General features: G+C 42.0%; 22 protein-coding genes. 17 read left to right on the plus strand and 5 right to left on the minus strand.

Annotated elements, in window-relative coordinates:
• Positions 1-8: 8 nt before the first annotated feature.
• From J5M87_RS02335 to J5M87_RS02360, 6 genes are all read left to right on the plus strand, one after another.
• Positions 9-740, plus strand: coding sequence for a metallophosphoesterase (locus J5M87_RS02335; RefSeq protein WP_154608153.1), 732 nt, complete (start codon positions 9-11; stop codon positions 738-740).
• Between the two features lie 125 nt (positions 741-865).
• Entirely contained in the window at positions 866-1,699 is an 834-nt protein-coding gene (locus tag J5M87_RS02340; RefSeq protein WP_154608154.1) for a DegV family protein, read from the plus strand.
• Positions 1,692-2,534 carry an SGNH/GDSL hydrolase family protein gene (locus J5M87_RS02345; protein ID WP_154608155.1) on the plus strand — a complete coding sequence of 281 codons (843 nt, stop codon included), beginning with the start codon at positions 1,692-1,694 and terminating at the stop codon, positions 2,532-2,534. Before J5M87_RS02340 ends, J5M87_RS02345 begins: the two co-directional genes overlap by 8 nt.
• Entirely contained in the window at positions 2,503-3,102 is a 600-nt protein-coding gene (locus tag J5M87_RS02350; RefSeq protein ID WP_160463214.1) for a YpmS family protein, read from the plus strand. Before J5M87_RS02345 ends, J5M87_RS02350 begins: the two co-directional genes overlap by 32 nt.
• Positions 3,103-3,195: 93 nt before the next feature.
• The gene (locus J5M87_RS02355; protein WP_067086181.1) at positions 3,196-3,471 is read left to right on the plus strand and encodes an HU family DNA-binding protein; all 276 of its coding nucleotides are present in this window, start codon (positions 3,196-3,198) and stop codon (positions 3,469-3,471) included.
• Positions 3,472-3,966: 495 nt separating this feature from the next.
• A complete protein-coding gene (locus tag J5M87_RS02360; RefSeq protein ID WP_160463213.1) occupies positions 3,967-4,431 on the plus strand; it encodes a GNAT family N-acetyltransferase in 465 nt (154 codons plus the stop codon).
• A 114-nt stretch (positions 4,432-4,545) separates the two neighbouring features.
• Here the strand turns inward: J5M87_RS02360 and J5M87_RS02365 are convergent, their stop codons facing one another.
• The 3 genes from J5M87_RS02365 to J5M87_RS02375 are packed head-to-tail and all read right to left on the minus strand — an operon-like array spanning position 4,546 to position 8,221.
• A complete protein-coding gene (locus J5M87_RS02365; RefSeq protein ID WP_154608157.1) occupies positions 4,546-5,817 on the minus strand; it encodes a hydroxymethylglutaryl-CoA reductase, degradative in 1,272 nt (423 codons plus the stop codon).
• Positions 5,818-5,872: 55 nt separating this feature from the next.
• Entirely contained in the window at positions 5,873-7,033 is a 1,161-nt protein-coding gene (locus J5M87_RS02370) for a hydroxymethylglutaryl-CoA synthase (protein ID WP_154608158.1), read from the minus strand.
• A gap of 3 nt (positions 7,034-7,036) precedes the next feature.
• Complete coding sequence (locus J5M87_RS02375; protein WP_154608159.1) at positions 7,037-8,221, minus strand: thiolase family protein; 1,185 nt, start codon at positions 8,219-8,221, stop codon at positions 7,037-7,039.
• A 392-nt stretch (positions 8,222-8,613) separates the two neighbouring features.
• Between J5M87_RS02375 and J5M87_RS02380 the strand changes: the two genes are divergently transcribed.
• The 3 genes from J5M87_RS02380 to J5M87_RS02390 all read left to right on the plus strand — a co-directional run bounded on the left by J5M87_RS02380 (position 8,614) and on the right by J5M87_RS02390 (position 11,923).
• Positions 8,614-9,306, plus strand: coding sequence for a phosphoglycerate mutase (locus J5M87_RS02380; protein ID WP_154608160.1), 693 nt, complete (start codon positions 8,614-8,616; stop codon positions 9,304-9,306).
• A gap of 746 nt (positions 9,307-10,052) precedes the next feature.
• Positions 10,053-10,436, plus strand: coding sequence for a lactoylglutathione lyase (gene gloA, locus J5M87_RS02385; protein WP_067086165.1), 384 nt, complete (start codon positions 10,053-10,055; stop codon positions 10,434-10,436).
• A gap of 89 nt (positions 10,437-10,525) precedes the next feature.
• Positions 10,526-11,923 (plus strand): polysaccharide deacetylase family protein, encoded by a 1,398-nt coding sequence (locus tag J5M87_RS02390; protein ID WP_154608161.1) that lies wholly within the window; start codon positions 10,526-10,528, stop codon positions 11,921-11,923.
• Positions 11,924-12,399: 476 nt separating this feature from the next.
• On the opposite strand, the gene J5M87_RS02395 is transcribed toward J5M87_RS02390, so the two are convergent.
• Together J5M87_RS02395 and J5M87_RS02400 are read right to left on the minus strand one after the other, a co-directional pair.
• On the minus strand, positions 12,400-13,485 hold the full coding sequence (locus J5M87_RS02395) for a DEAD/DEAH box helicase (RefSeq protein ID WP_154608162.1): 1,086 nt from the start codon (positions 13,483-13,485) through the stop codon (positions 12,400-12,402).
• Positions 13,463-14,464 (minus strand): Gfo/Idh/MocA family protein, encoded by a 1,002-nt coding sequence (locus J5M87_RS02400; RefSeq protein WP_154608163.1) that lies wholly within the window; start codon positions 14,462-14,464, stop codon positions 13,463-13,465. The genes J5M87_RS02395 and J5M87_RS02400 overlap by 23 nt, the downstream gene beginning before the upstream one ends.
• A gap of 154 nt (positions 14,465-14,618) precedes the next feature.
• On the opposite strand from J5M87_RS02400, the gene udk reads away from it, so the two are divergent.
• The 8 genes from udk to dnaX all read left to right on the plus strand — a co-directional run bounded on the left by udk (position 14,619) and on the right by dnaX (position 22,667).
• Positions 14,619-15,248 (plus strand): uridine kinase, encoded by a 630-nt coding sequence (udk, locus tag J5M87_RS02405; RefSeq protein WP_154608164.1) that lies wholly within the window; start codon positions 14,619-14,621, stop codon positions 15,246-15,248.
• Positions 15,249-15,543: 295 nt separating this feature from the next.
• Positions 15,544-17,100, plus strand: a complete 1,557-nt coding sequence (locus J5M87_RS02410) for a 2-isopropylmalate synthase (protein ID WP_154608165.1) — start codon at positions 15,544-15,546, stop codon at positions 17,098-17,100.
• Positions 17,101-17,114: 14 nt separating this feature from the next.
• Positions 17,115-18,149, plus strand: a complete 1,035-nt coding sequence (gene leuB / locus J5M87_RS02415; RefSeq protein ID WP_154608166.1) for a 3-isopropylmalate dehydrogenase — start codon at positions 17,115-17,117, stop codon at positions 18,147-18,149.
• Positions 18,146-18,415, plus strand: coding sequence for a DUF1294 domain-containing protein (locus J5M87_RS02420; protein ID WP_154608167.1), 270 nt, complete (start codon positions 18,146-18,148; stop codon positions 18,413-18,415). The genes leuB and J5M87_RS02420 overlap by 4 nt, the downstream gene beginning before the upstream one ends.
• Before the next feature lies 1 nt (position 18,416).
• On the plus strand, positions 18,417-19,799 hold the full coding sequence (gene leuC / locus J5M87_RS02425) for a 3-isopropylmalate dehydratase large subunit (RefSeq protein ID WP_154608168.1): 1,383 nt from the start codon (positions 18,417-18,419) through the stop codon (positions 19,797-19,799).
• Between the two features lie 2 nt (positions 19,800-19,801).
• Positions 19,802-20,407, plus strand: a complete 606-nt coding sequence (leuD, locus tag J5M87_RS02430; protein WP_067086137.1) for a 3-isopropylmalate dehydratase small subunit — start codon at positions 19,802-19,804, stop codon at positions 20,405-20,407.
• A gap of 83 nt (positions 20,408-20,490) precedes the next feature.
• Positions 20,491-20,988, plus strand: a complete 498-nt coding sequence (locus J5M87_RS02435) for a GAF domain-containing protein (RefSeq protein ID WP_154608169.1) — start codon at positions 20,491-20,493, stop codon at positions 20,986-20,988.
• Positions 20,988-22,667, plus strand: coding sequence for a DNA polymerase III subunit gamma/tau (gene dnaX / locus J5M87_RS02440; RefSeq protein ID WP_154608170.1), 1,680 nt, complete (start codon positions 20,988-20,990; stop codon positions 22,665-22,667). Before J5M87_RS02435 ends, dnaX begins: the two co-directional genes overlap by 1 nt.
• Positions 22,668-22,735: the final 68 nt, after the last annotated feature.

The raw sequence follows: 22,735 nt of genomic DNA on the forward strand, positions 1-22,735 counted from the left end.
GAAGAAAGATGTCTAACTATTTTGTCATCGGAGATGTCCATGGAAAAGCTGGTATGCTGGAGTCTGTTCTTCAACATTGGAATGAAGAAGATCAGTTGATCTTGTTAGGAGATTTAATTGACCGCGGGGAAAATAGCAGAGCGGTGCTGGAACGTGTCAAGTATTTGGTGGATACCAAAGGCGCCACTTGCTTATCTGGCAATCACGAATATATGTTTCTCGCCTGGCTAGATAATCCAGAAGAGCGTTATAATCATTACAAACGAAACGGTGGAGATACGACCATTAACTCGATTTTGGGTCGTCCCTTGGATGCTCCAGTAGACAGTGTGTTGGATGCCGAGCGGATCAGGAATGAAGCAGGGGACTTGGTTTCTTTTATCCGACAAATGCCTTTTCATGTTGAGACGGAGCAGCTGATTTTTGTTCATGCTGGTCTTGATTTGACCTTGGACAATTGGCAAGATACGACTGATTATCAAAAGGTCTGGCTTCGAGCTCCTTTCCATGAAGCGGAAAACAAGACTGGAAAAGGGATTGTTTTTGGACATACACCGACTACTCATTTGACAGGAGAGCCTATGGAGAGTTCCAAATTATGGCAGACCGCTGATGGAAAGATTGGGATGGATGGTGGCGCTGTTTATGGCGGTGTTTTGCATGGTATTCTCTTTACCGATGGTCAGATTGCCCAGCACTATGCCATTCCAAATGACGGTTTTGTCGCCAGTGATGATTAGAAAATGATACGTTTTTACTGAAAGAATGTTCCACTAGGAGCATTTTTTTCTACCTCTTTTCGATAGCTGAAAATGGAAAAATTTGATATAATTGAAGGAATAAATGTGAAGGAATAGGAAGAGATATGAGTACGATAAAAATTGTCACAGATTCTAGTACAACGATTGAACCAGCATTAGTTGAAGAACTAGGTATTACAATTGTTCCCTTATCCGTTATGGTTGATGGTGTTGTTTATTCAGATAACGACCTAGAAGAAGGCCAGTTTCTCCAATTGATGCGAGATAGTAAACATCTACCGAAAACAAGTCAACCTCCGGTGGGAGTCTTTGCCGAAACCTTTGCAAAACTCGCAGCAGATGGTAGTCAAATTATTTCGATTCTTCTATCACATGCCCTATCAGGAACAGTAGAAGCAGCTCGTCAAGGAGCGGCTTTGTCAGGTGTAGATGTAACAGTTATTGATTCTGGTTTTACCGATCAGGCAGCAAAATTCCAAGTAGTAACAGCAGCGCGTTTGGCCAAAGCTGGTGCTAGTAAAGAAGAGATTCTTGCTGCGGTAGAAGAGGTTCGTCAAAAAACAGAGCTTTATATTGGGATTTCAACCTTAGAAAATCTTGTCAAGGGTGGTCGAATCGGCCGTGTGACAGGCTTGATTAGCTCACTTTTGAATATTCGTGTCGTGATGGAGTTGCAAAATCATCAATTAAATCCAATTACCAAGGGACGAGGAGCAAAAACGTTCAAAAAGTGGTTAGATGAATTGATCAAGATCCTGGAGACTAAAAAGGTAGCAGAAATTGGTATTTCTTATGCAGGGGAGCCTGATTTTGCTCAGGAAATGAAGGCAGTCTTACAGCCTTTGGTGGCAATGGATATCTCTGTTTTAGAAACAGGATCTATTATTCAAACTCATACAGGAGAAGATGCCTGGGCCGTTCTAGTACGCTATGAATAGTCGAACATATTTACATCACTTATTATTCTTTTTTCTCAGCTTGCTGGGATTTCTCTTTTTCTTTCAATTCCTGATTCCAACAGCCCAACCCCGTCTGGAACAGAGTAAGAATGGGACAGGAGAAGTTAGAAAATTTTACTATGTCGCGCTGGGCGATTCACTGACCCAAGGGGTAGGGGATAAGACTGGTCAAGGTGGCTTTGTCCCACTCCTAGCTCAAAGTTTGGGAAACCAATACGGCTATCAAGTTTCTTATGACAATTACGGCGTTTCCGGCAATACTAGCCAGCAGATTCTAAAGAGACTGGAAGAATCGGAACTTGTAGCAAGTTTAGCAAAGGCAAACCTAATGACCCTAACAGTTGGGGGAAATGATTTGCGTAGGACTATTTTAGAGCATATCACGCAATTGGATGTTGCTATTTTTGATGAGGCGGCAAAGGACTACAGTAAACGTTTGGTCAAGATTATTGACAAGGCAAGGGCAGATAATCCTCACTTACCAATCTATGTTGTTGGTATTTATAATCCTTTCTATCTCAATTTCCCTGATTTGACAGAAATGCAGACGATTGTGGACAATTGGAATCAGACGACAAAAGACACAGTAGAATCTCTCGAAGCGGTTTATTTTGTTCCTATCAATGAGTTGCTCTATAAGGGCTTAGATGGAGAAAAAGGGATTAGCCAGTCGGCTAGCTCGCCCAGTCAAGTCGTCAATAATCTACTCACTGAAGAAGATCGTTTTCACCCCAACAATACAGGGTATGAAATCATGAATCAAGCAGTTATGGAGGCTATTCGTGAAACAAAAAAACAATGGAAAAATGAATAAGTGGAAATGGGCCTTTCTTCTCTTGGTATCTGCTCTACTTGCTTTGGGAATAGTTGTAGTAGAACGAATGACAACTAGTCGAGAAGAGAAAAGCCACTTAGCTACACCAATAGCTTCTGACAAAGACCAGAAAGTAGGCACCTTTACTACTAATAAAGAACAATTAAATACTATGTTAGATACTTATTTGAAGGATTACCAAACAGATACATTTTCCTATACAGTAACAGCTACGAGTCAATTTCTTTTATTTGAAGGGACCTATAAGGTTTGGGGGTTGACTATTCCACTTTATATTTATTTTCAGCCCAATAAATTAAATGACGGCAGTATCCTCCTGACAGTATCCGAAATATCTGCTGGAACCTTATCCTTGCCAAAGGAAGAAATTCTAGCCTATCTTAAAAATCAGTCACAATTACCAGACTTTGTGGAGATTGATTCCAAAAAAGCAACCGTGACTATTCATCTGCCAGAAATTGAAAATGCTCACAAAGTATACGTCAAAGCCAATACCATTGATTTCTACAATAATCAGCTCATTTTTGATATTTATAGAAAAAGCTAATAAATTGTGCGAAAAGCTTGACCAAATGGATAAAATTAGGTACTATATTAGGGTGAGTAATAACTCAGAAAATTAATTGGAGGACTTAGCGAAATGGCTAATAAACAAGATTTGATTGCAAAAGTTGCAGAAGCAACTTCATTGACAAAGAAAGATTCAGCAGCAGCAGTAGATGCAGTGTTTGCAGCAGTAGCTGACTACCTTGCAGCAGGTGAAAAAGTTCAATTGATTGGTTTCGGTAACTTTGAAGTTCGTGAGCGTGCAGCACGTAAAGGTCGCAACCCACAAACAGGTAAAGAAATCACAATCGCAGCTTCTAAAGTTCCAGCATTCAAAGCTGGTAAAGCTCTTAAAGACGCTGTTAAATAAGCTTGACTTAAAAAAAGCCTACTGTATCAACGTTTCTGCGTTGTGCAGTGGGCTTTTTGGTATGTTTTGGGGCATAAAATCAGTAGTTTTCTAAGATTTTGATCACATTTGGCTTCATTTTCTTGGTGACATGAGTATATATTTGAATAGTTGTTTTAGTATCGGCGTGCTCAACTTATTCTATAATTGCTTTTTAGGATACTTTCTTTTACGTTGTTCATTCGCATTTTAATTTCAATTTCAAAATCAATAGTCACTCTCCTGACTATTGGTACCTGAGCTGGGAAATCAAAAAGCGAGGATTGTCTGATTTCTAAAACGTTGATAAATCAACATTCTACAAATTTAGTCAACCTCGTAGGGTATGAAGAGTCTAGTGGACTGTTAATAGTTAAGCTTAGAAATTAGAAAGCGAAATTGGCAAAATCGATTTTAAAATTCAGGATTGAGTCCCTCTTGCTTGTGCTATAATAGAAAGAAAATGAAAGGGAGAGCGTGATGATTCGCCAAGCACAATTAACAGACATTCCAGCCTTAACTGCCTTACTACAAGAGATTCTGACTGTTCATCATGAGATACGGCCTGATTTGTTCAAAGAAACGGGTCAAAAGTTTTCCGCACAAGAATTAGAGGAGTTGCTAATCAATCCCCACCAACCAATTTTTGTCTATGAAGTCGAAGGAGAGGTTGTTGGTCATTTGTTCTGTAAAATAGTAAGCCAAGAGCATTCTGTTTTGCAAACGGTTAAGACCCTCTTTATTGATGACTTGTGTGTGAAGCAGGGAATGAGAGGGAAAAGAATAGGACAGCAATTGTACGAGTATGCACTAACTTTTGCCAAGGAACAAAACTGCTACAATGTGACACTTGATGTTTGGAGTGATAATGAGGAGGCTGTTGCTTTCTATCAGCGGTTAGACCTGAGACCGCAGAAAGTACGCATGGAGAGTATTGTATAGTGAATAGAATAAAGGTTAGGACATCGTTCAGTCGCTTTGATGAACGCCAGTTCTATCTATAGCTCCTTGTCTTGTTCAATCCACTATATAAAGAAAAGCCGTAGAAATTAGTTTCTATGGCTTTTCTGCTTTTATTCGAATAGTTTCTAAAATCGCTTGGGCGGTTTCTAAATTGGTGTGTGGGGCTTGACGAAGGAGCTGGGCGGCTTGGTCGATTTCGTGGTCCTGAGCACCTGCTAGCATGGCAAGAGACTTGGCATGGAGTTTCATATGACCTTGTTGGATACCAGAGGTTACAAGCGCACGTAAGGCAGCAAAGTTCTGGCAGAGCCCAACAGAAGCGATGAGACTCGCTAGCCTTCTTGCATTTGGCTGACCTAGGATGTCAAAGGCAACTTGAACCTTTGGATTCAGGCCGATAGAGCCCCCAACTGTTGCGATAGGAAGTGGGATAGTCAGTGTGCCGATGAGATCTTCATCCGTGATTTCCCAAGTTGATAAGCCACGATATTGTCCATTTCGGATGGCATAGGCATGAGCCCCTGCCTCAATAGCTCGCCAGTCATTTCCGGTAGCTAATACAAGGGCATCAATTCCATTGAAAATGCCTTTATTATGAGTGGTTGCACGATAAGGATCGACTTGTGCTAATTGACTGGCTTTGGCAATCCGTTGAGCTGTTTCTAAGGCAGTGTGAGATTCAATATGAAGCTGCTTGATTGGAATGCGGCAACTAGCTGTTACGAGAGATTCCGTCGCATAATTGGATAGGATAGCCATGAGTGCTTTGCCTTGCGTTAATGCAGCTAAGGGTTCTTTAATGGCTTCTAGCATATTGTTAAGAATATTAGCTCCCATTGCTTCTTGAACATCAACATGGAGGTAGACAATAAGAAAATCATCTTTTTGCTCAACGGTCAGCTGTCGCGCACCTCCACCTCTTTTGACGATTGATGGGTGTGCTTGGTTGGCTTGCTGAAGCAAGAGATCTTGTTGGGCGAGGATAGCGGCTTGCGCTTCTGTTTTATTTGGGACATCGTAGAGAGCAACTTGTCCAATCATTAGGCGTTCGGAAATGTGGCTGCTAAATCCACCAGCCTTAGAAATGATTTTAGCTCCAAAAGAACAAGCAGCCACTACAGACGGCTCTTCGGTTACCATTGGAATACTGTATTCTATTCCGTCTACGACCAACTGGGGGACAAATGAAAAAGGTAGTGCAAAGGTTCCAAGATGATTCTCAGCCATTTTTCCTGCAACGGATTCTGAGAGATTTTGATCTGCTAGGAGAATGTCCATGCTAGATTGGGAAAGTTGACGCGTTTCAGCAGCGATAGTAATCCGCTCTTCCCTTGTTTTTTTATAAAATCCTGAAAAAAGAGACATGTTCCCTCCTTATCAAAAAACACCTCTTGGCCCTGCCAAGAGGATGCCGTTTCCTCTAATTTTTACGATAAATGCGTTTGTGTTGCTCAATATTTTGAAGGGCAAATGGCGTGTCGTCAAGTGGCAAATCAATTGCATTTCCCGCTTCGTCTAGCTTAATTTCTTCAAAGAAAATAGCTTCATATTCTGTGACATCTAGACGTTTCCGAGCATTTAGTTGATCAAGACGATCTGTCAATAGTTGATTGCGATAACCTTCGACGAGAGTTCCACTGAAGATTTCACAAACGGCTCCACTACCATAGCTATAAAAGAGGATAGCATCACCTGTTTTTAGGGATTGGCTGTTTTCCAAAAGCGATAGCAGAGATAAGAAAATAGATCCAGTATAGATATTTCCTACGACTTTGTTGTAGACAATTGCTTCATGGAAGCGCTCAGTGAGGCGATTGAGGGTTTCTTCATCCTGGTGACAGATAGCTTGTAGCCCTTTCAATCCTTGTTTTGAAAAGGGAATGTGCAAGCACATGGCAGCAAAATCTGCCAAGCTCTTACCGGTTTTCTCAACATAATAGTCAAAGGTAGTTGTTAAACAATCGGTGTATTGTTCTGTTGAGAATTTCCCGTCAACTCGAGGATATTTGTCATAATTCGGACGCCAAAAATCCATGATGTCACGGGTTTGACAGACATTGTCATTGTTGAGAATCATGATGCTTGGATCTGCAGTGACTAGCATGGCAACAGCTCCTGCTCCTTGAGTTGGTTCACCACCTGAAGCAATGCCATATTTGGCAATATCACTTGCGATGATCAAAACTTTCGAGTGGGGAAATTGGGCAATGTGACTTTTTGCTAGGCTAAGCCCTGCAGTTGCTCCGTAGCAAGCCTCCTTGATTTCGATAGAACGAGCAAAGGGTTGAATATCTAGGAGTTGATGAAGAAAGACAGCAGCAGCCTTACTTTGGTCAATGCTGGATTCTGTACCGACAATAACCATGTCAATAGCTGCCTTATCTTCGTCTGTCAAGATAGCAGCAGCAGCTTGTGCTCCTAGAGTTACGATGTCTTGGGTAATAGGCGCTACGGCCATTTCACTTTGTAATAATCCGACTTTAAATTTATTAGGATCAATTTGTCGCGCAAGCGCTAAATCAGCTAAATCAAGGACATAGCTAGGCGCCGCAAAACCGATTTTATCAATACCAATATTCATACGTTATCCTTTTTGTGCATTTGAAATGATAAGGGAAATTCCTTGTCCTCCTCCAATACAGAGCGAACAAAGTCCCAACTGTTCACCACGTTTTTGTAATTCGTGAATGAGGCTGACGAGAATGCGACTGCCACTTGCTCCAATCGGATGACCGAGGGCAATAGCACCTCCATTGACATTTACCTTAGTAGGTTCTATTCCTAGTTCCTGAATGACAGGAATGGATTGGGCAGCAAAGGCTTCGTTGAGTTCAAATAGGTCAATGTCAGCTATTGCTTTGTTTGCTTTAGCCAGTGCTTTTTGACTAGCTGAGATAGGACCAAGTCCCATATAATCAGGGTCTAGTCCACTTGTAGCATAGCTTTCAATGTAAGCAAGTGGTGAGATACCTAGCTCTTTAGCCTTATCGTCAGACATTAAGACGAGCATAGCACATCCATCATTGATACCAGAGGCGTTCGCAGCCGTTACGGTGCCTTCTTTTTTGAAGGATGGTCGTAGGCTAGCCAGTTTATCAAGAGAACTGAGACGAGGGTATTCGTCGACTGCAAAGATCGTTTCTCCTTTGCGTGTTTGCAGCTGAATTGGTACAATTTCGTCAATGAATCGCCCATTTTCAATGGCCGCTGCAGCTTTTTCTTGGCTATGTAGAGCAAAGCGATCTTGGTCTTCACGGCTGATGCCATATTTTTCAGCGATATTTTCAGCAGTAATCCCCATGTGCTCCTGACTGAAGGCGTCTGTTAGACCGTCTGTCAAAAGAGAATCCTCAAACTGGAGATGTCCAAGTTTACTGCCGAAGCGACTCTGTTTGGAGAGATAGGGTGCTTGACTCATGATTTCAATTCCACCTGCGACAACGATGTCATTGTCACCCAATAAAATAGATTGAGCCGCAAGAAGCACTGATTTTAGTCCTGATCCGCAGACCTTATTAACCGTATAAGCTGACACGGTTTCTGGAAGTCCTGTTTTCAAAGCGATTTGACGGGCAATATTTTGACCATGTCCACTACTTAGGACGTTTCCAATAATGACTTCGTTAATTTGTTCAAGGGGGATAGGTTGTTCAGTGATGGCTTTTTTTAAGACTTGGGCTCCCAAATCTGCAATATGAATATCTTTTAAGCTACCTCCAAAACTGCCAATGGCAGAGCGGTAAGCAGATACGATAGCAACTTTTGTCATGTCAACTCCTATAAATATTAGGTTTAATAATGAAGTGAGCTGAGCTCACATTGCTATAAACTAGCAATGAAATGAATATATAGTTGTTTCGCTTTGATTTAGTACTAGGCAACGAGTCGCAGGCATAACTGGGGGTTAGGCAAGACGAGTTAACGACCTAATAAATGAAAACGAAACGGCCATATAATTGTGAATGTGTCGTATTCAGTCCTACCATTATACCATTTTTTAAAGTAAATAATAGGGATAAATCTCCGTCTTAGGGCTGATTTTTTATCTCGAGAAAATGTAAGCGTAAACAGATTTGGATAGGACTAGCTTTTTTCTCGCTTTTTGTGTAGAATAGAAAAGTAGAAGAGGTATTCCTCAAAAATAAAAGGAGAAACAAACAAATGGTAAAATTAGTGTTTGCTCGCCACGGTGAGTCTGAATGGAACAAAGCTAACCTTTTCACAGGTTGGGCAGATGTTGACTTGTCTGAAAAAGGGACACAACAAGCGATCGACGCTGGTAAATTAATCAAAGAAGCTGGCATCGAATTTGACCAAGCCTACACTTCAGTCTTGAAACGTGCGATTAAAACAACCAACCTTGCTCTTGAAGCAGCAGACCAATTGTGGGTTCCAGTTGAAAAATCATGGCGTTTGAACGAGCGTCACTACGGTGGTTTGACTGGTAAAAACAAAGCAGAAGCAGCTGAACAATTTGGTGATGAGCAAGTGCACATCTGGCGTCGTTCTTACGATGTATTGCCTCCAGCAATGGCAAAAGACGATGAGTATTCAGCACATACTGACCGTCGTTACGCCTTGCTTGACGATTCAGTTGTTCCAGATGCTGAAAACTTGAAAGTAACGCTTGAGCGTGCTCTTCCATTCTGGGAAGATAAAATTGCACCAGCTCTTAAATCAGGTCAAAACGTATTTGTTGGAGCACACGGGAACTCAATCCGCGCTCTTGTGAAACATATCAAAGGTTTGTCAGACGATGCAATCATGGATGTGGAAATTCCAAACTTCCCACCACTTGTATTTGAATTTGACGAAAAATTAAACGTAGTAGCTGAATACTACCTTGGAAAATAATAGAATGACAATCCTAACGAATGTTAGGGTTGTTTTTTATGGAGAAATTTCTCTACTCCTAGGAGAATGACTACGCCTCCTAAAGAATTTGCTGTAATATAATGGCGATAACATCTATAAATTGTAAGAATAGCTAAAAAATCGTGTGAACTTGTAACAGAGCTTAGAGAAATAATCATCAGAATAAGTATGGAATATTATCTGAAGCTGTTCGTATGACTCTCTTTTGGGAGAGTGAGAGTAACGTAATCCAGTTTTAGATGATTTTGGGAGACTCAAAAACAGATAGAAGTATTGACCAATTGTTGCACTAATCTGTTTTCAGGAACCAAGGTTTGTTTCATATCAATTTCTAGCTAAGACTTTCCTTGCTGAAAAATGTTTGCCTAGTTTCTAAGCGAAGTTAATCTTCATTGAAAAATCGTCAACTTGCTGCTAAGTAAGGTATTTTTCATTGAAAAAATCTAGCCTAGCTCTTAGGGAGGCTTTTTGTGTTGCAAATTTCCTTACTAGCTTTCAAGTCTTAAGTCCTTTGATGCAAAACGTGACTCTAATGGTCCAGTGGGTTTTTCCTATTTCGAAAACAGTGTATCTTCATTTCAAGTAAGGTCTTTTCGTAGTGGGAGTGAGAAACGATAGCTGTTGTAGAGTCGTCGGTAGTTTCTTTACATTTTACATCCTTTAGGTAAGAAAAAAATGTGTGATTATGATATAATGATTATGACAGATTAGAAAAGGAGTTTGATATGGCAAGTAAAAAAATGTTGCACGCTTGTTTGCGTGTTGAAAATTTAGAAGCGTCTCAAGAATTTTATGAAAAAGCCTTTGGTTTTAAGGAAACACGCCGTAAAGATTATCCGGAACATAAGTTTACCTTGGTGTATTTGGCGCTTCCAGGAGATGAATTTGAGATTGAACTGACCTACAATTATGATCACGGTCCTTATGTGGTTGGGGATGGTTTTTCACATTTAGCACTTTCTTCGGATGATTTAGAAGGAGATAATGCAAAGCACAAAGCGTTAGGCTATCCAACAACTGATTTATCAGGTTTGCCAGGTAATCCGGGACGGTACTATTTTGTAACAGACCCAGACGGTTATCGGGTAGAAGTTATTCGCGCAGATTAGACACTATAGGCAAGAATCGGATAAGAAACAGAGTCTTGCCTTTTTCGTATAAAAATGCTTGGTTGAGAACAGGAAAGTGAGAGGGAAAGATGAAGAAAGGAATGATTTTGATTGTTGTAAATCTAGTCCTATTGGGGCTTGTCGCTATGTTAGGTATGAAGGCTTTTACCTATTTTCAAGACCAAAAGATAGCTCGATTTATTTCAGAAAAACAAACAACAATCCTAAATAAGCAAGATTATGTTATTCAGTCTGGAAATATTGACACTACGCATGTAGAAGCAGGTATTCCTAAAGATAGCAATGGACAAGTAAATGCTGTCTTCAAAGAGAAAATAGAAGCTTATGTGGCTGAAAAAGTTGGGACAAAGAAGCCTAGTGGAAAAATTAAGGAACTCTTTTTTGTATCCGTTAAAGATGTTAACACGAATTTTTCAGGTGTAGAAGCTAAACAGATTCAGTCAGAGCGCTATCATGTTCATACTTTTTCGATTTCATCAGCAGAAAGTGAAACAGGAGGAACAGTACTAGTAACCAAGGACAATCAGCCCTTTACTTTAGAGACATTTGTGGCAGATAGTCAATCTTTGAAGGCAGCCTTTAGTGCGCAGTTGAAGTCTGATTTGGCAGCCAAGCAGTTAGCGGAAGCAGATATCGAAAAAATGGTTGCTCAATTTGAAGCAAGCAATCTAGCGAACTATCCATTTGTCTACCAGCAAAGTCAATTAATAATTGATCTTCCTGAAAAGGAATTTCAGGTTAAGCAATTAGCTTTACCAATTGCAACGATTTTTGGAATTGTGAAGGAAGAATTCTTAGCAAGTGAAGATCAGCAAGCTTATGCGACGTATCAGGCTGAAGAAGAGGCTAAAAAACATCAGAAACGGATTGCCCTGACATTTGATGATGGACCAAGCGCAATTACGACACCACAGGTTCTTGACATTTTAAAGAAATACAAGGCAAAAGCAACCTTCTTTGTTCTTGGACAAAATATCGCAGGCAATGAAGAGCTTTTAAAACGAATTGTTGCGGAAGGCCACGAAGTGGCGAGTCATACGTGGGATCATGCTGACCTTCGAACCTTATCGGGGGACCAAGTTAAGCAAGAGATGGATCAGACAAGAGAGGCTATTCAAAAGGTTATTGGTCAAGAGCCGAAGATGATGCGCCCACCATATGGATCAGTAAACCAAGCTGTTATGTCGGTGATGCAGTTGCCGGTTATTTACTGGTCCGTTGATTCAAAAGACTGGCAGAGCCGCAATGCTACGTCTATCCTAGGTGAAGTGAAAGCCTGTACCTATCCAGGTAGCATTATCTTGATGCATGACATTCATCAACCAACGGTTGACTCGCTCACATCTGTTTTGGAATTTCTCTTAGGAGAAGGTTACGAACCCGTAACGGTTAGTGAACTACTCGGAAAAAATCTGAATCCACAGTTGATTTACTATGATCAACAGTCATCTCGGCCTGGAGAATAGTCAGGTAGTCAGATTCGAATAGACAAAAAGGTAGGCTAATAAACCGTATCAGCTTACCTTTTTGTTATTTAGAGTGGAGATAGAGAAAAGGAATGGACATTTATTGTGGAACTGAGGGAGAGTCGAATTCTCTGACTATCTTCGCTTTTCTATTTTTAGTCTTGAGTATTAATAATCTACTGGACTATTCTATATATACCACATACTATTATGTATATGCCACGTCCTATTCATTTCAAAAATAGCCATTTTATTTAGAATGATTTACTTTGATATAAAATAGAGCAAGCTAAGTGAGTGAAATAGTATGTTTTTTCAGTAGACGAAATGAATAGTGATAGGAAAAAGGGAATGTATTCACAAACTATCTAAGAAAGTTACAAAAACGCTAACTTTGATTTGCATTGAGTATCAATCTGCTTTTGTTAAATTTAATAAGAAAAGCTAGACTTGAGTCCAGCTCCGATTGGGTTATTCTACTTATCTACATATAAGCGTTGATTTTTGAGAAAGATTTCTTGTACCGAGGCATATTTTTTGAGCGCTTTGAGTTCTTCTGGATGGCTGATAAGGGTGATGACAAAACCGTCCTGTCCCATACGGCCAGTTCGTCCCGCACGGTGGGTATAGGTTTCTTGGTCGCGCGGAACTTCGTAATTCACAACGCATTCAAGGGTATCAATATCGATTCCTCGTGCTACCAAATCGGTTGCAAGAAGCAGCGTGAGGGCATGGTCTTTAAATTTTTCCAAAATAACCTTGCGAAACTTGACATTGACATCACTAGCGAGAGAAACGGCTTCGATACCACGGTATTGCAATTTTTCCTCAGCGCTTCCAAGATCAGATAAGGAATTGAAAAAGACAAGACCACGGAAATCTTCTACATGGGCAAGTTTGCGTAGTAATTCGACTTTTTCTCGCTTTTCTACTTGAAGATAGAAATGCTGGATATTGGTTAATTCCAGATTGTCGATTGCAATGGTGCAGGTATTGGGAGCTAATTTGTCCACATCGACCTTATTCGTTGCACTCATGTAAATCAACTGGTGATTGCGTGGCGCATAGCGACAAATTTTATCTACAAAAGGATATTGAGAATCGCTGAGCAACTGGTCAAATTCGTCTAGTACAATGGTATTGACATTCATCATCTTGATTTTTTTCAATTTGATGAGTTCAACGATGCGACCGGGAGTTCCAATAAGAATTTCAGGACCTTTTTTCAAACGTTCGATTTGCCGTTTTTGGCTAGAACCAGATAAGAAGAGTTGACTTTGGAGTCCTAAGAGATCAGCCCAGGTCTTACAAACATCAAAAATTTGACCGGCTAGCTCTGTATTGGGAGCTAAAATGAGTAATTGTTGGGCTTTTTTAGGCTGAATATTCAAGAGGCTAGGTAGCAAGTAGGCCAAGGTCTTACCAGTCCCAGTTGGGCTAATACCAAGAACTGTCTCTCCGCTTCTAATGGGTTCAAAGAGCTGCTCTTGAATTGCAGTAAAGCTCGTAAAGCCAAGGTGTTCCAGTTGATGTTGCCAACTAGCAGGAAGTGTCGTTTTCATGTGGTTCTCCTTCAAAATGGATCTGGGCGTCTTGCCGCATACGGTACAGAGTAGTGTGGACGGCTTGTGCTGCGGCTAACCAATTCTCATAGAGTTCTGGTTGAGGCTGCTCAATCATGGTTGCGAATTGCCTTGCTTCTTCTAGCATAGTGTGGGGAGCTTGCGTGATGGCAAGTGTCTCAGGTTCTCCTTTTAGTGGGTGGAAAATAGCAGAGCTGATATGTTCAATCGTGTCTAAGACGAGTGTACCTTGATTGGTATATATTTCAGCAGGAAGTGAACTATGGATATTTTTTCCTGTCTGAATGGTTACTTGGAAGTTTGGATACATAAGCTGTCCAGAACCATTTAAGTCCACCGTATTTGGCAATTGTTGCGCGGTATAGCGAGCAGAAATGGGTGCACCAAAGAGACGGATACTAGCATAAACTGGATAAATCCCTAAGTCCATGAGAGCACCACCTGCAAATTGACTAGAAAAGACATTTGGCGTTTTTCCGTCTAAGAGATCAGGCATTTTGGACGAATATTTGGCATAGCTAAAATGAACTCCCCAGATCTCCTTATCCGCTAAAAAGTCAGAGATGGTGGCAAAAGCCTGTTCGTGGTAATTGCGAGCTGCTTCAAAAACAAAGACCTGCTTTTCTTTAGCGAGTGCTACCAAGTCAGCCCATTCTTCTGGTCGAGTGACAGCAGGTTTTTCAATGATGACGTGCTTGCCAGCAAGAAGGGCCGCTTTGGCTTGCCCGTAGTGGAGGGAGTTGGGACTAGCAATATAAAGGATATCGATTCTACTTGCGAGAAATTCTGCCATATCTGTGTAAAGCTGAATATCTGTGTCATAGCGACCTGCAAATGCTCTTGCATTTTCCATAGTCCGTGAATAGACAGCTGCTAGTTGATAGTGTTTTGTCTGATGAGCTGCTGCGACAAAATGATGGGCAATAGCTCCTGTTCCGATAATACCGAGTTGTAACATGGTGTTCCCTTTCCTTAACTGAATACATCTATTATACCATGAATGGTGAGAGATTGCTGAAGGTCAGAACAGCTGCTATTCTTCTAACATAAAAGCAGTACACGGATAGCGGATTTTATGGTACAATAGGTTGAATAAAATAGAGGAGTAAGACATGGCACAAAAACCGATTATGATTGGCGTAACAGGTGGTTCTGGTGGTGGAAAGACAAGCGTATCACGCGCAATCCTAGATAACTTTCCCAACGCTCGTATTTCGATGATCGAGCACGATTCCTATTATAAAAATCAATCGCACTTGACTTTTGAAGAGCGAATTTTAACCAACTATGACCACCCATTTGCCTTTGATACGGATTTAATGATTTATCACTTGAGTGAATTGCTGGCTGGACGGGCAGTCGATATTCCAATCTATGACTATACTCAACACACTCGCTCAGACAAGACCTATCACCAAGAACCCCAAGATGTCTTTATTGTGGAGGGGATTCTTGTCTTAGAAGACAAACGCCTACGTGATTTAATGGATATTAAGATTTTTGTGGATACGGATGATGATGTACGGATTATCCGCCGAATCAAACGGGATATGGAAGAACGTGGGCGCAGTCTTGATAGTATCATTACCCAGTATCTGGACGTGGTAAAACCCATGTATCATCAATTTATTGAACCAACCAAGCGTTATGCAGATATTGTCATTCCAGAAGGGGTATCCAATGTCGTTGCTATTGACTTGATTAATACCAAGGTAGAAAGCATTTTGCGCAGTCGTGGTTAAAAGAGAAAGCAAGAAAGAAGCGGATGGGACGCTTCTTTCTTTTTTGATAAATTATCAGATAATTGGAACAATACAGAAAATTGTTGCAATAATATGAAAAAATGATATAATAGACTTATTCATCTACAAGGAGAAAGTCAAATGAAACTCGTTTCGTCTATGAACTTATTGTTGCGACGAGGGGGCTAGTGCCAAAAAGCATTAGTCCTGTTTGGCTTACCAAGCGGGAGTTACCACATCTCGCTTGAGCAAGTGAGATGTTTTTATTTTATTTAGCAAGGAAAGAGGAGTAGAGATGCGTAAGGTTGAATTTCTTGATACCAGTCTTCGTGACGGAGAGCAAACACCAGGAGTGAATTTTTCAATTAAAGAAAAGATTGCCATTGCTAAGCAATTGGAAAAATGGGGAGTTTCAGCAATTGAAGCAGGTTTTCCTGCGGCTAGTCCAGATTCGTTTACAGCGGTGAAAGAGATTGCAAGAGCGATGAAAACAACTGCCGTTACTGGTCTTGCTCGTCTAGTTAAGTCGGATATTGATGCCTGTTATGAAGCGCTCAAAGAAGCGAAATATCCGCAGATTCATGTCTTTATTGCAACCAGTCCTATTCACCGAGAATTCAAGCTGAAAAAGACCAAGGAAGAAATTCTTGCGACCATTACAGAGTATGTCAGCTATGCACGTTCCAAATTCGAGATTGTCGAGTTCTCACCAGAGGACGGAACACGGACGGAATTGGATTTTCTATTGGAAGTGGTTCAGACAGCGGTGGATGCAGGGGCGACCTACATTAACATTCCAGATACAGTTGGTTTCACAACACCAGAAGAATATGGTCAGATTTTCCAGTATCTTATTGAACAGGTTAAAGCGGATCGTGAGATTGTTTTCAGCCCTCATTGCCATGATGATTTGGGAATGGCGGTGGCAAATAGCCTATCTGCTATTAAACATGGAGCTGGTCGTGTGGAGGGTACGATTAATGGTATTGGTGAGCGGGCAGGAAATGCAGCCTTGGAGGAAGTAGCCGTTGCGCTCAATATTCGTGCGGATTATTATCAGGTGGAAACGAATATTGTTCTGAATGAAACGATTAACACATCAGAAATGGTATCTCGTTTTTCTGGAATTGCCATTCCTAAAAATAAGGCTGTGGTTGGTGGAAATGCCTTCTCACATGAGTCTGGTATTCACCAAGACGGTGTACTAAAAAATCCATTGACCTATGAGATTATTACACCAGAATTGGTCGGGGTCAAGAGTAATAGCTTGCCACTTGGAAAACTTTCAGGTCGTCATGCCTTTGTCGAGAAACTAAAAGAATTGGCCCTTGATTTTGATGAGGCAGAAATCAATGAATTGTTTGCGAAATTTAAAGCTTTGGCCGATAAGAAACAAGAAATTACAGATGCAGACATTCGTGCCTTGATTGCAGGCGTTACGGTAGAAAATCCAGAAGGATTCCATTTTGATGACTTGACACTTGCTGTAGAGGGTGATAGTATGGTGGCAACTGTTCGCCTTGTCAACGAAGACCAAGAAGAGGTAGAATGCCAAGCAACTGGTAAGGGAAGTGTCGAAGCCATTTTCAATGCGATTGATGACTTCTTCCACCAAGAGGTCAAGCTCTTGTCTTATAATATTGAGGCCGTGACAGACGGCATTGACTCGCAGGCGCGTGTTTTAGTGACGGTAGAAAATCAAGCAACAGAAACGATTTTCAATGCCTCAGGACTGGACTTTGACGTTTTGAAAGCGAGTGCCATTGCTTATATCCATGCCAACATCTTTGTCCAAAAAGAAAATGAAGGCAGTATTGGACAAAGTGTTTCTTATCGCGATATGCTAGAGTAGTCAAGGAGGGTGGTATGAAAAAAACAATCGTTGCCCTAGCTGGAGACGGTATTGGGCCTGAAATTATGCAGGCAGGATTGCAGGTGCTTGATGCGGTGAAAGCTCACCTTTCTTTTGACTATGACATTATTGAGAAAAACTTCGGTGGTGCAGGAATCGATGCAGAAGGACATCCGCTTCCCTCAGCTACTTTAGAGGCTTGCCAGAAGGCAGATGCAGTCCTCCTTGCTGCAATTGGAAGTCCCCAGTACGATCAGGCTCCTATTCGACCAGAACAGGGCTTGCTCTTGTTGCGCAAGAAACTCGGTTTATATGCCAATATCCGTCCGGTGACGATTTGGCCTGCTCTGAAGCACTTATCACCCTTAAAGGAAGAACGGATTGCAGATGTGGATTTCGTTGTGGTTCGTGAGTTGACTGGAGGAATTTATTTTGGGGAGCACAGGCTTGAAGAGGAAATGGCACGTGATGTCAATGAGTACCATGTTGTGGAAATTGAGCGAATCATGCGTCAGGCCTTTGAATTAGCCCAAACGAGAAAGAAAAAAGTAACCAGCATTGACAAACAAAATGTTCTTGCAACCTCAAAATTATGGCGACAAGTCGCAGATAGGGTTGCCAAAGACTACCCTGAGGTCATCTTGGAACACCAATTGGTTGATAGTGTAGCCATGCTTATGATTACCAATCCCGCTCGCTTTGATGTGCTCGTGACGGAAAATCTCTTTGGAGATATTTTATCAGATGAAGCAAGTGTCTTATCAGGCACTCTTGGGGTGATGCCGTCAGCCAGTCATGGGACAGGGACTAGTCTTTATGAGCCAATTCATGGCTCTGCTCCTGACATTGCAGGAATGGGCATTGCCAATCCCGTCAGCATGATTTTATCGGTGGCTATGATGTTACGTGAGAGTTTTGGAGAAGAGCTTGTCGCAAGAAAAATAGAAGAAGCAGTTGGAGCCAGCTTTGCAGCAGGTATTGTGACCAAAGATTTAGGAGGAAATGCTTCTACTTTTGAAGTGGTAGAAGCAATCATTAAACATTTATGACAGGAAAACAAATTATTAGTATGACCCTCATGGTCTGGAATTTAGTCGTCTTTGTGACGTATGGAATAGATAAGAAAAAGGCAGAACACCAAGCTTATCGGATTTCCGAAAAGACCTTATTGGGGATGAGTATCTTGGGTGGTGGACTAGGAGCTTGGGCAGGTGGAACTCGTTTTCGCCACAAGACGAAAAAATGGTATTTCCAATTAGCTTGGCTACTGGGTCTTATCATAGACGGAGTGTTGATTTACTGGATTGGGAGGTAGCATGGCTGGGAAATCGATTTTAGATAAGGTCTGGGAACGCCATGTCGTTACGGGAAAAGAAGGGCAGCCCCAGCTCATGTATGTCGATCAGCATTATATCCACGAAGTGACGAGTCCTCAGGCTTTTCAAGGATTACGTGAAGCTGGCAGACACTTGCGAAGACCTGATTTGACCTATGGCACTTTTGATCATAATGTGCCAACTGTTAATATTTTTGACATTCGTGATGTGATTTCAAAGGCGCAAATGGATACCTTGGCTGATAATGTTCGTGAGTTTGGCATTGATTGTGCCGATCACGGTTCAGAACTTCAGGGGATTGTCCACATGATCGGGCCAGAAACAGGTCGTACCCAACCAGGGAAATTCATTGTTTGTGGCGATAGTCATACAGCGACCCATGGTGCCTTTGGAGCTTTGGCATTTGGTATTGGAACCAGTGAAGTTGAGCATGTCTTTGCCACTCAGACCATTTGGCAGGTTAAACCCAAAAAACTCTTGGTTGAATTTGTCGGTCGTCCGCAAAAAGGGGTCTATGCCAAGGACTTTATTTTAGCTCTCATTGCCAAATACGGTGTTGGACTCGGTGTCGGCTATGCGGTGGAGTACCGTGGAGAAGCAGTCGATCAACTCAGTATGGAAGAACGCATGACCATTTGCAATATGTCGATTGAATTTGGCTCCAAAATCGGCATGATGAATCCTGACCAAACGACCTTTGACTATGTCAGAAAAACAGCTAATGTACCAACAGACATTGAGGCTGCCATTGCAGACTGGAAAACCTTGGTATCAGATGAGGATGCTGTTTATGATAAGATCATTTGCATGGATGTTTCGACTCTTGCTCCTATGGTGACTTGGGGGACCAATCCTTCTATGGGGGTTTCCTTCGATGAGCCATTTCCAGCGATTAAGGATATGAATGATGAACGAGCTTATCATTATATGGGGATACGTCCTGGTCAGAAGATTGAAGAGATTGAGTTGGGGTATATTTTCATTGGGTCTTGTACCAATGCGCGCTTGAGTGATTTGATACTAGCTGCCAAATTTGTCAAGGGCAAAAAAATTGCGCCTAACCTAACCGCCATTGTTGTGCCAGGGAGTCGACCTGTCAAGCGAGCAGCTGAAAAGTTGGGTTTGGATAAGATTTTCCTAGCGGCCGGTTTTGAATGGCGAGATCCGGGTTGCTCCATGTGTCTGGGGATGAATCCAGACAAGGTGCCTGAGGGGGTTCATTGTGCCTCGACCAGCAATCGAAATTTTGAGGATCGGCAAGGATTTGGCGCGAAAACGCACCTGTGTAGTCCTGCTATGGCAGCAGCGGCAGCGATTGCGGGGCGCTTTGTGGATGTGAGACAGCTTGCGGAGGTAGAGTAAGGATGGAAAAATTCACCACTTATACAGGAACAACTGTTCCTCTGATGAATGACAATATTGACACGGATCAGATTCTACCCAAGCAATTTTTGAAGTTGATTGATAAAAAAGGTTTTGGCAAGTATCTGATGTATGCTTGGCGCTACCTAGATCATGCCTATACGGAAAATCCTGATTTTATTTTTAATCAAGAGGAGTACCGCAAAGCGACCATTTTGGTGACAGGTGACAATTTTGGAGCTGGTTCGTCGCGTGAACACGCAGCTTGGGCCTTAGCTGACTATGGCTTTAAGGTTGTCATTGCAGGTTCTTTTGGGGATATTCATTACAACAATGAATTAAATAATGGCATGTTGCCGATTGTCCAACCACGAGAGGTGCGAGAGAAATTGGCAAAGCTTAGCCCTGATGATGAGGTGACCGTTGACCTAGAAAAACAGGTGATTATCTCACCAATTGGCGATTTTCATTTTGATATTGATAGCGAATGGAAGTACAAGCTCTTAAATGGTTTGGATGATATTGGGATTACCCTTCAATACGAGGATTTGATTGCAGCTTATGAACGCAATCGACCGGCGTATTGGAGAGAGGATGAAAAGCAATAGAAAATGATGAGGGAAAGAGAATTTCGCATGAAAGAAAAGACTCTGTCCCTCATTTTGTCCCATTTTGTGCTATAATAAGAAGTATGTTAGAACAAGAAAAAAAATCACAATATGACCTCTTGCTTGCCCAGTTACAAGGCCTTCTTGATGGCGAACGCAATGCGCTAGCAAATCTATCCAACGCTTCTGCCCTGCTTAATCAGGCCCTTCCTCATTCTGTCTTTACAGGCTTTTATTTGTTTGATGGGAAGGAGTTGATTTTAGGGCCTTTTCAAGGTGGCGTTTCCTGCGTTCATATTGCTCTTGGGAAGGGTGTCTGTGGCCAATCAGCTGAGGAGGCTAGGACGATAATCGTAGATGATGTACGCACCCATGCCAACTATATTTCTTGCGATGCGGCAGCCTTATCTGAAATTGTTGTCCCTATGATGAAAAATGGGCAGCTCTTGGGGGTGCTGGACTTGGATTCTCGCCTAGTAGCTGATTATGATGCCATTGACAAGGAATACCTAGAACGCTTCGTTGCTCTTTTAATGGAAGGAACGGATTGGAATTTTGCCATGTTTGGAGAAAAGAACTGATGTACCAAGCCCTTTACCGGAAATACCGTAGCCAAACCTTTGGAGAGATGGTTGGACAGGAGGTAGTCGCGACCACTCTCAAGCAGGCAATTGAGCAAGAAAAAATCAGCCATGCCTATCTCTTTTCAGGTCCGAGGGGAACAGGTAAAACATCTGCAGCGAAAATTTTTGCCAAGGCCATGAACTGTCCCAATCAGACAGCTGGAGAGCCTTGTAATGACTGCTATATCTGTAAAGCTATTACTGATGGCAGTTTGGAAGATGTGATTGAGATTGATGCGGCTTCAAATAACGGTGTGGATGAAATCCGTGACATTCGTGACAAGTCGACCTATGCTCCCAGTCTTGCCCACTACAAGGTGTATATTATTGATGAGGTTCACATGCTCTCGACAGGGGCTTTTAATGCCCTCTTGAAAACCCTAGAAGAGCCGACAGAAAATGTTGTCTTTATCCTTGCGACCACTGAGTTGCACAAGATTCCCGCGACGATTTTGTCTCGGGTGCAGCGCTTTGAGTTCAAGTCGATTAAGGTGGTAGATATTACAGACCACCTGAACCATATTCTTCATCAGGAAGCCATTGAGTTTGACCAAGAAGCCATTGCCATGATTGCCCGTCGTGCTGAAGGTGGTATGCGAGATGCCCTCTCTATTTTGGATCAGGCTCTCAGTCTGAGTGTCGACCGGGTCTTGACCTTGGAAGTTGCAGAGGAAATCACAGGATCGATTGGTCTGAAGGCTCTGGATGCTTATATGGACAGTATTCGCAGGCAAGATGCTCCAGCAGCTCTTCAGCACTTGCAGACCATTTTTGATAATGGCAAAAGTATGGTACGGTTTACGACAGATATGCTCTATTATCTGCGTGATTTGCTGATTGTGCAGACAGGTGGGGAAAACACTCATACCAGTTCGACTTTTATAGCTAATCTTGAGATGGAACAAGACCGTATTTTTGCCATGATTGAGGTTGTTACGCGCGCCTTAGCAGATATTAAAACCAGTCCTCAACCGAAAATCTATGCTGAAATGATGACCATTCGCTTGGCTGATATTACTGGTCAGAAGGTTGAACCAAACCAAGCAGCCATTCCAGCAGGTTTGCTTGAACAGGTAGAGACCTTAAAAGCTCAGGTTCAGTCCTTGCAGCAGCAGCTTGCTAGTCTTGGTAAGCAACCATTAGAGATCAAGCCAGTTTCTCGTAAACCACAGACGAATAAAAAATACCGTCCAGATACCAATAAGGTCCATGCTATTTTACAAGAAGCGATGGAAAATCCAAACCTAGCCCGAGAGAATTTGACTCGCTTGCAGAATGCTTGGGGGGAAATTATCGAAAGTTTATCTGGAGCAGACAAGGCCTTATTGGTTGGTTCTCAGCCTGTTGCGGCCAACGAACACCATGCAATTCTAGCCTTTGAGTCAGCTTTCAATGCGGAACAAACGATGAAACGTGAAAACTTAGATGCTATGTTTGGGAATATCTTGAGTAAGGCAGCAGGTTTTTCACCTCATATTTTAGCCCTTGCACAGACAGATTGGTTAGCTATTCGTGCAGAATTTTCAGCCAAGGCAAAAGGGCAGAAAGAGGCTGTACCAGAAGCAACAGAAGAAGAAACCCTTGTTCCAGAAGCCTTTCAATTCTTGGCGGATACTGTCACAATTGTGGAGGATTGAGGTAAGTCCTTCCCTTGGCAGACTGTGTATTGTAAAAAAGTAAGGAAGATGTGTTCATGATTGGCAAA

Source organism: Streptococcus sp. zg-86 (assembly GCF_017639855.1).
Classification (GTDB): domain Bacteria; phylum Bacillota; class Bacilli; order Lactobacillales; family Streptococcaceae; genus Streptococcus; species Streptococcus zhangguiae.

Coding starts and splice junctions, on each gene's coding strand:
- leuC (WP_154608168.1), top strand. CDS start 18,417: ATGGCTGGGAAATCGATTTTAGATAAGGTCTGGGAACGCCATGTCGTT.
- J5M87_RS02340 (WP_154608154.1), top strand. CDS start 866: ATGAGTACGATAAAAATTGTCACAGATTCTAGTACAACGATTGAACCA.
- leuD (WP_067086137.1), top strand. CDS start 19,802: ATGGAAAAATTCACCACTTATACAGGAACAACTGTTCCTCTGATGAAT.
- gloA (WP_067086165.1), top strand. CDS start 10,053: ATGGCAAGTAAAAAAATGTTGCACGCTTGTTTGCGTGTTGAAAATTTA.
- J5M87_RS02420 (WP_154608167.1), top strand. CDS start 18,146: ATGACAGGAAAACAAATTATTAGTATGACCCTCATGGTCTGGAATTTA.
- J5M87_RS02435 (WP_154608169.1), top strand. CDS start 20,491: ATGTTAGAACAAGAAAAAAAATCACAATATGACCTCTTGCTTGCCCAG.
- J5M87_RS02375 (WP_154608159.1), bottom strand. CDS start 8,221: ATGACAAAAGTTGCTATCGTATCTGCTTACCGCTCTGCCATTGGCAGT.
- J5M87_RS02335 (WP_154608153.1), top strand. CDS start 9: ATGTCTAACTATTTTGTCATCGGAGATGTCCATGGAAAAGCTGGTATG.
- J5M87_RS02400 (WP_154608163.1), bottom strand. CDS start 14,464: ATGTTACAACTCGGTATTATCGGAACAGGAGCTATTGCCCATCATTTT.
- J5M87_RS02355 (WP_067086181.1), top strand. CDS start 3,196: ATGGCTAATAAACAAGATTTGATTGCAAAAGTTGCAGAAGCAACTTCA.
- J5M87_RS02410 (WP_154608165.1), top strand. CDS start 15,544: ATGCGTAAGGTTGAATTTCTTGATACCAGTCTTCGTGACGGAGAGCAA.
- J5M87_RS02365 (WP_154608157.1), bottom strand. CDS start 5,817: ATGTCTCTTTTTTCAGGATTTTATAAAAAAACAAGGGAAGAGCGGATT.
- J5M87_RS02390 (WP_154608161.1), top strand. CDS start 10,526: ATGAAGAAAGGAATGATTTTGATTGTTGTAAATCTAGTCCTATTGGGG.
- J5M87_RS02380 (WP_154608160.1), top strand. CDS start 8,614: ATGGTAAAATTAGTGTTTGCTCGCCACGGTGAGTCTGAATGGAACAAA.
- J5M87_RS02345 (WP_154608155.1), top strand. CDS start 1,692: ATGAATAGTCGAACATATTTACATCACTTATTATTCTTTTTTCTCAGC.
- J5M87_RS02395 (WP_154608162.1), bottom strand. CDS start 13,485: ATGAAAACGACACTTCCTGCTAGTTGGCAACATCAACTGGAACACCTT.
- leuB (WP_154608166.1), top strand. CDS start 17,115: ATGAAAAAAACAATCGTTGCCCTAGCTGGAGACGGTATTGGGCCTGAA.
- udk (WP_154608164.1), top strand. CDS start 14,619: ATGGCACAAAAACCGATTATGATTGGCGTAACAGGTGGTTCTGGTGGT.
- J5M87_RS02370 (WP_154608158.1), bottom strand. CDS start 7,033: ATGAATATTGGTATTGATAAAATCGGTTTTGCGGCGCCTAGCTATGTC.
- dnaX (WP_154608170.1), top strand. CDS start 20,988: ATGTACCAAGCCCTTTACCGGAAATACCGTAGCCAAACCTTTGGAGAG.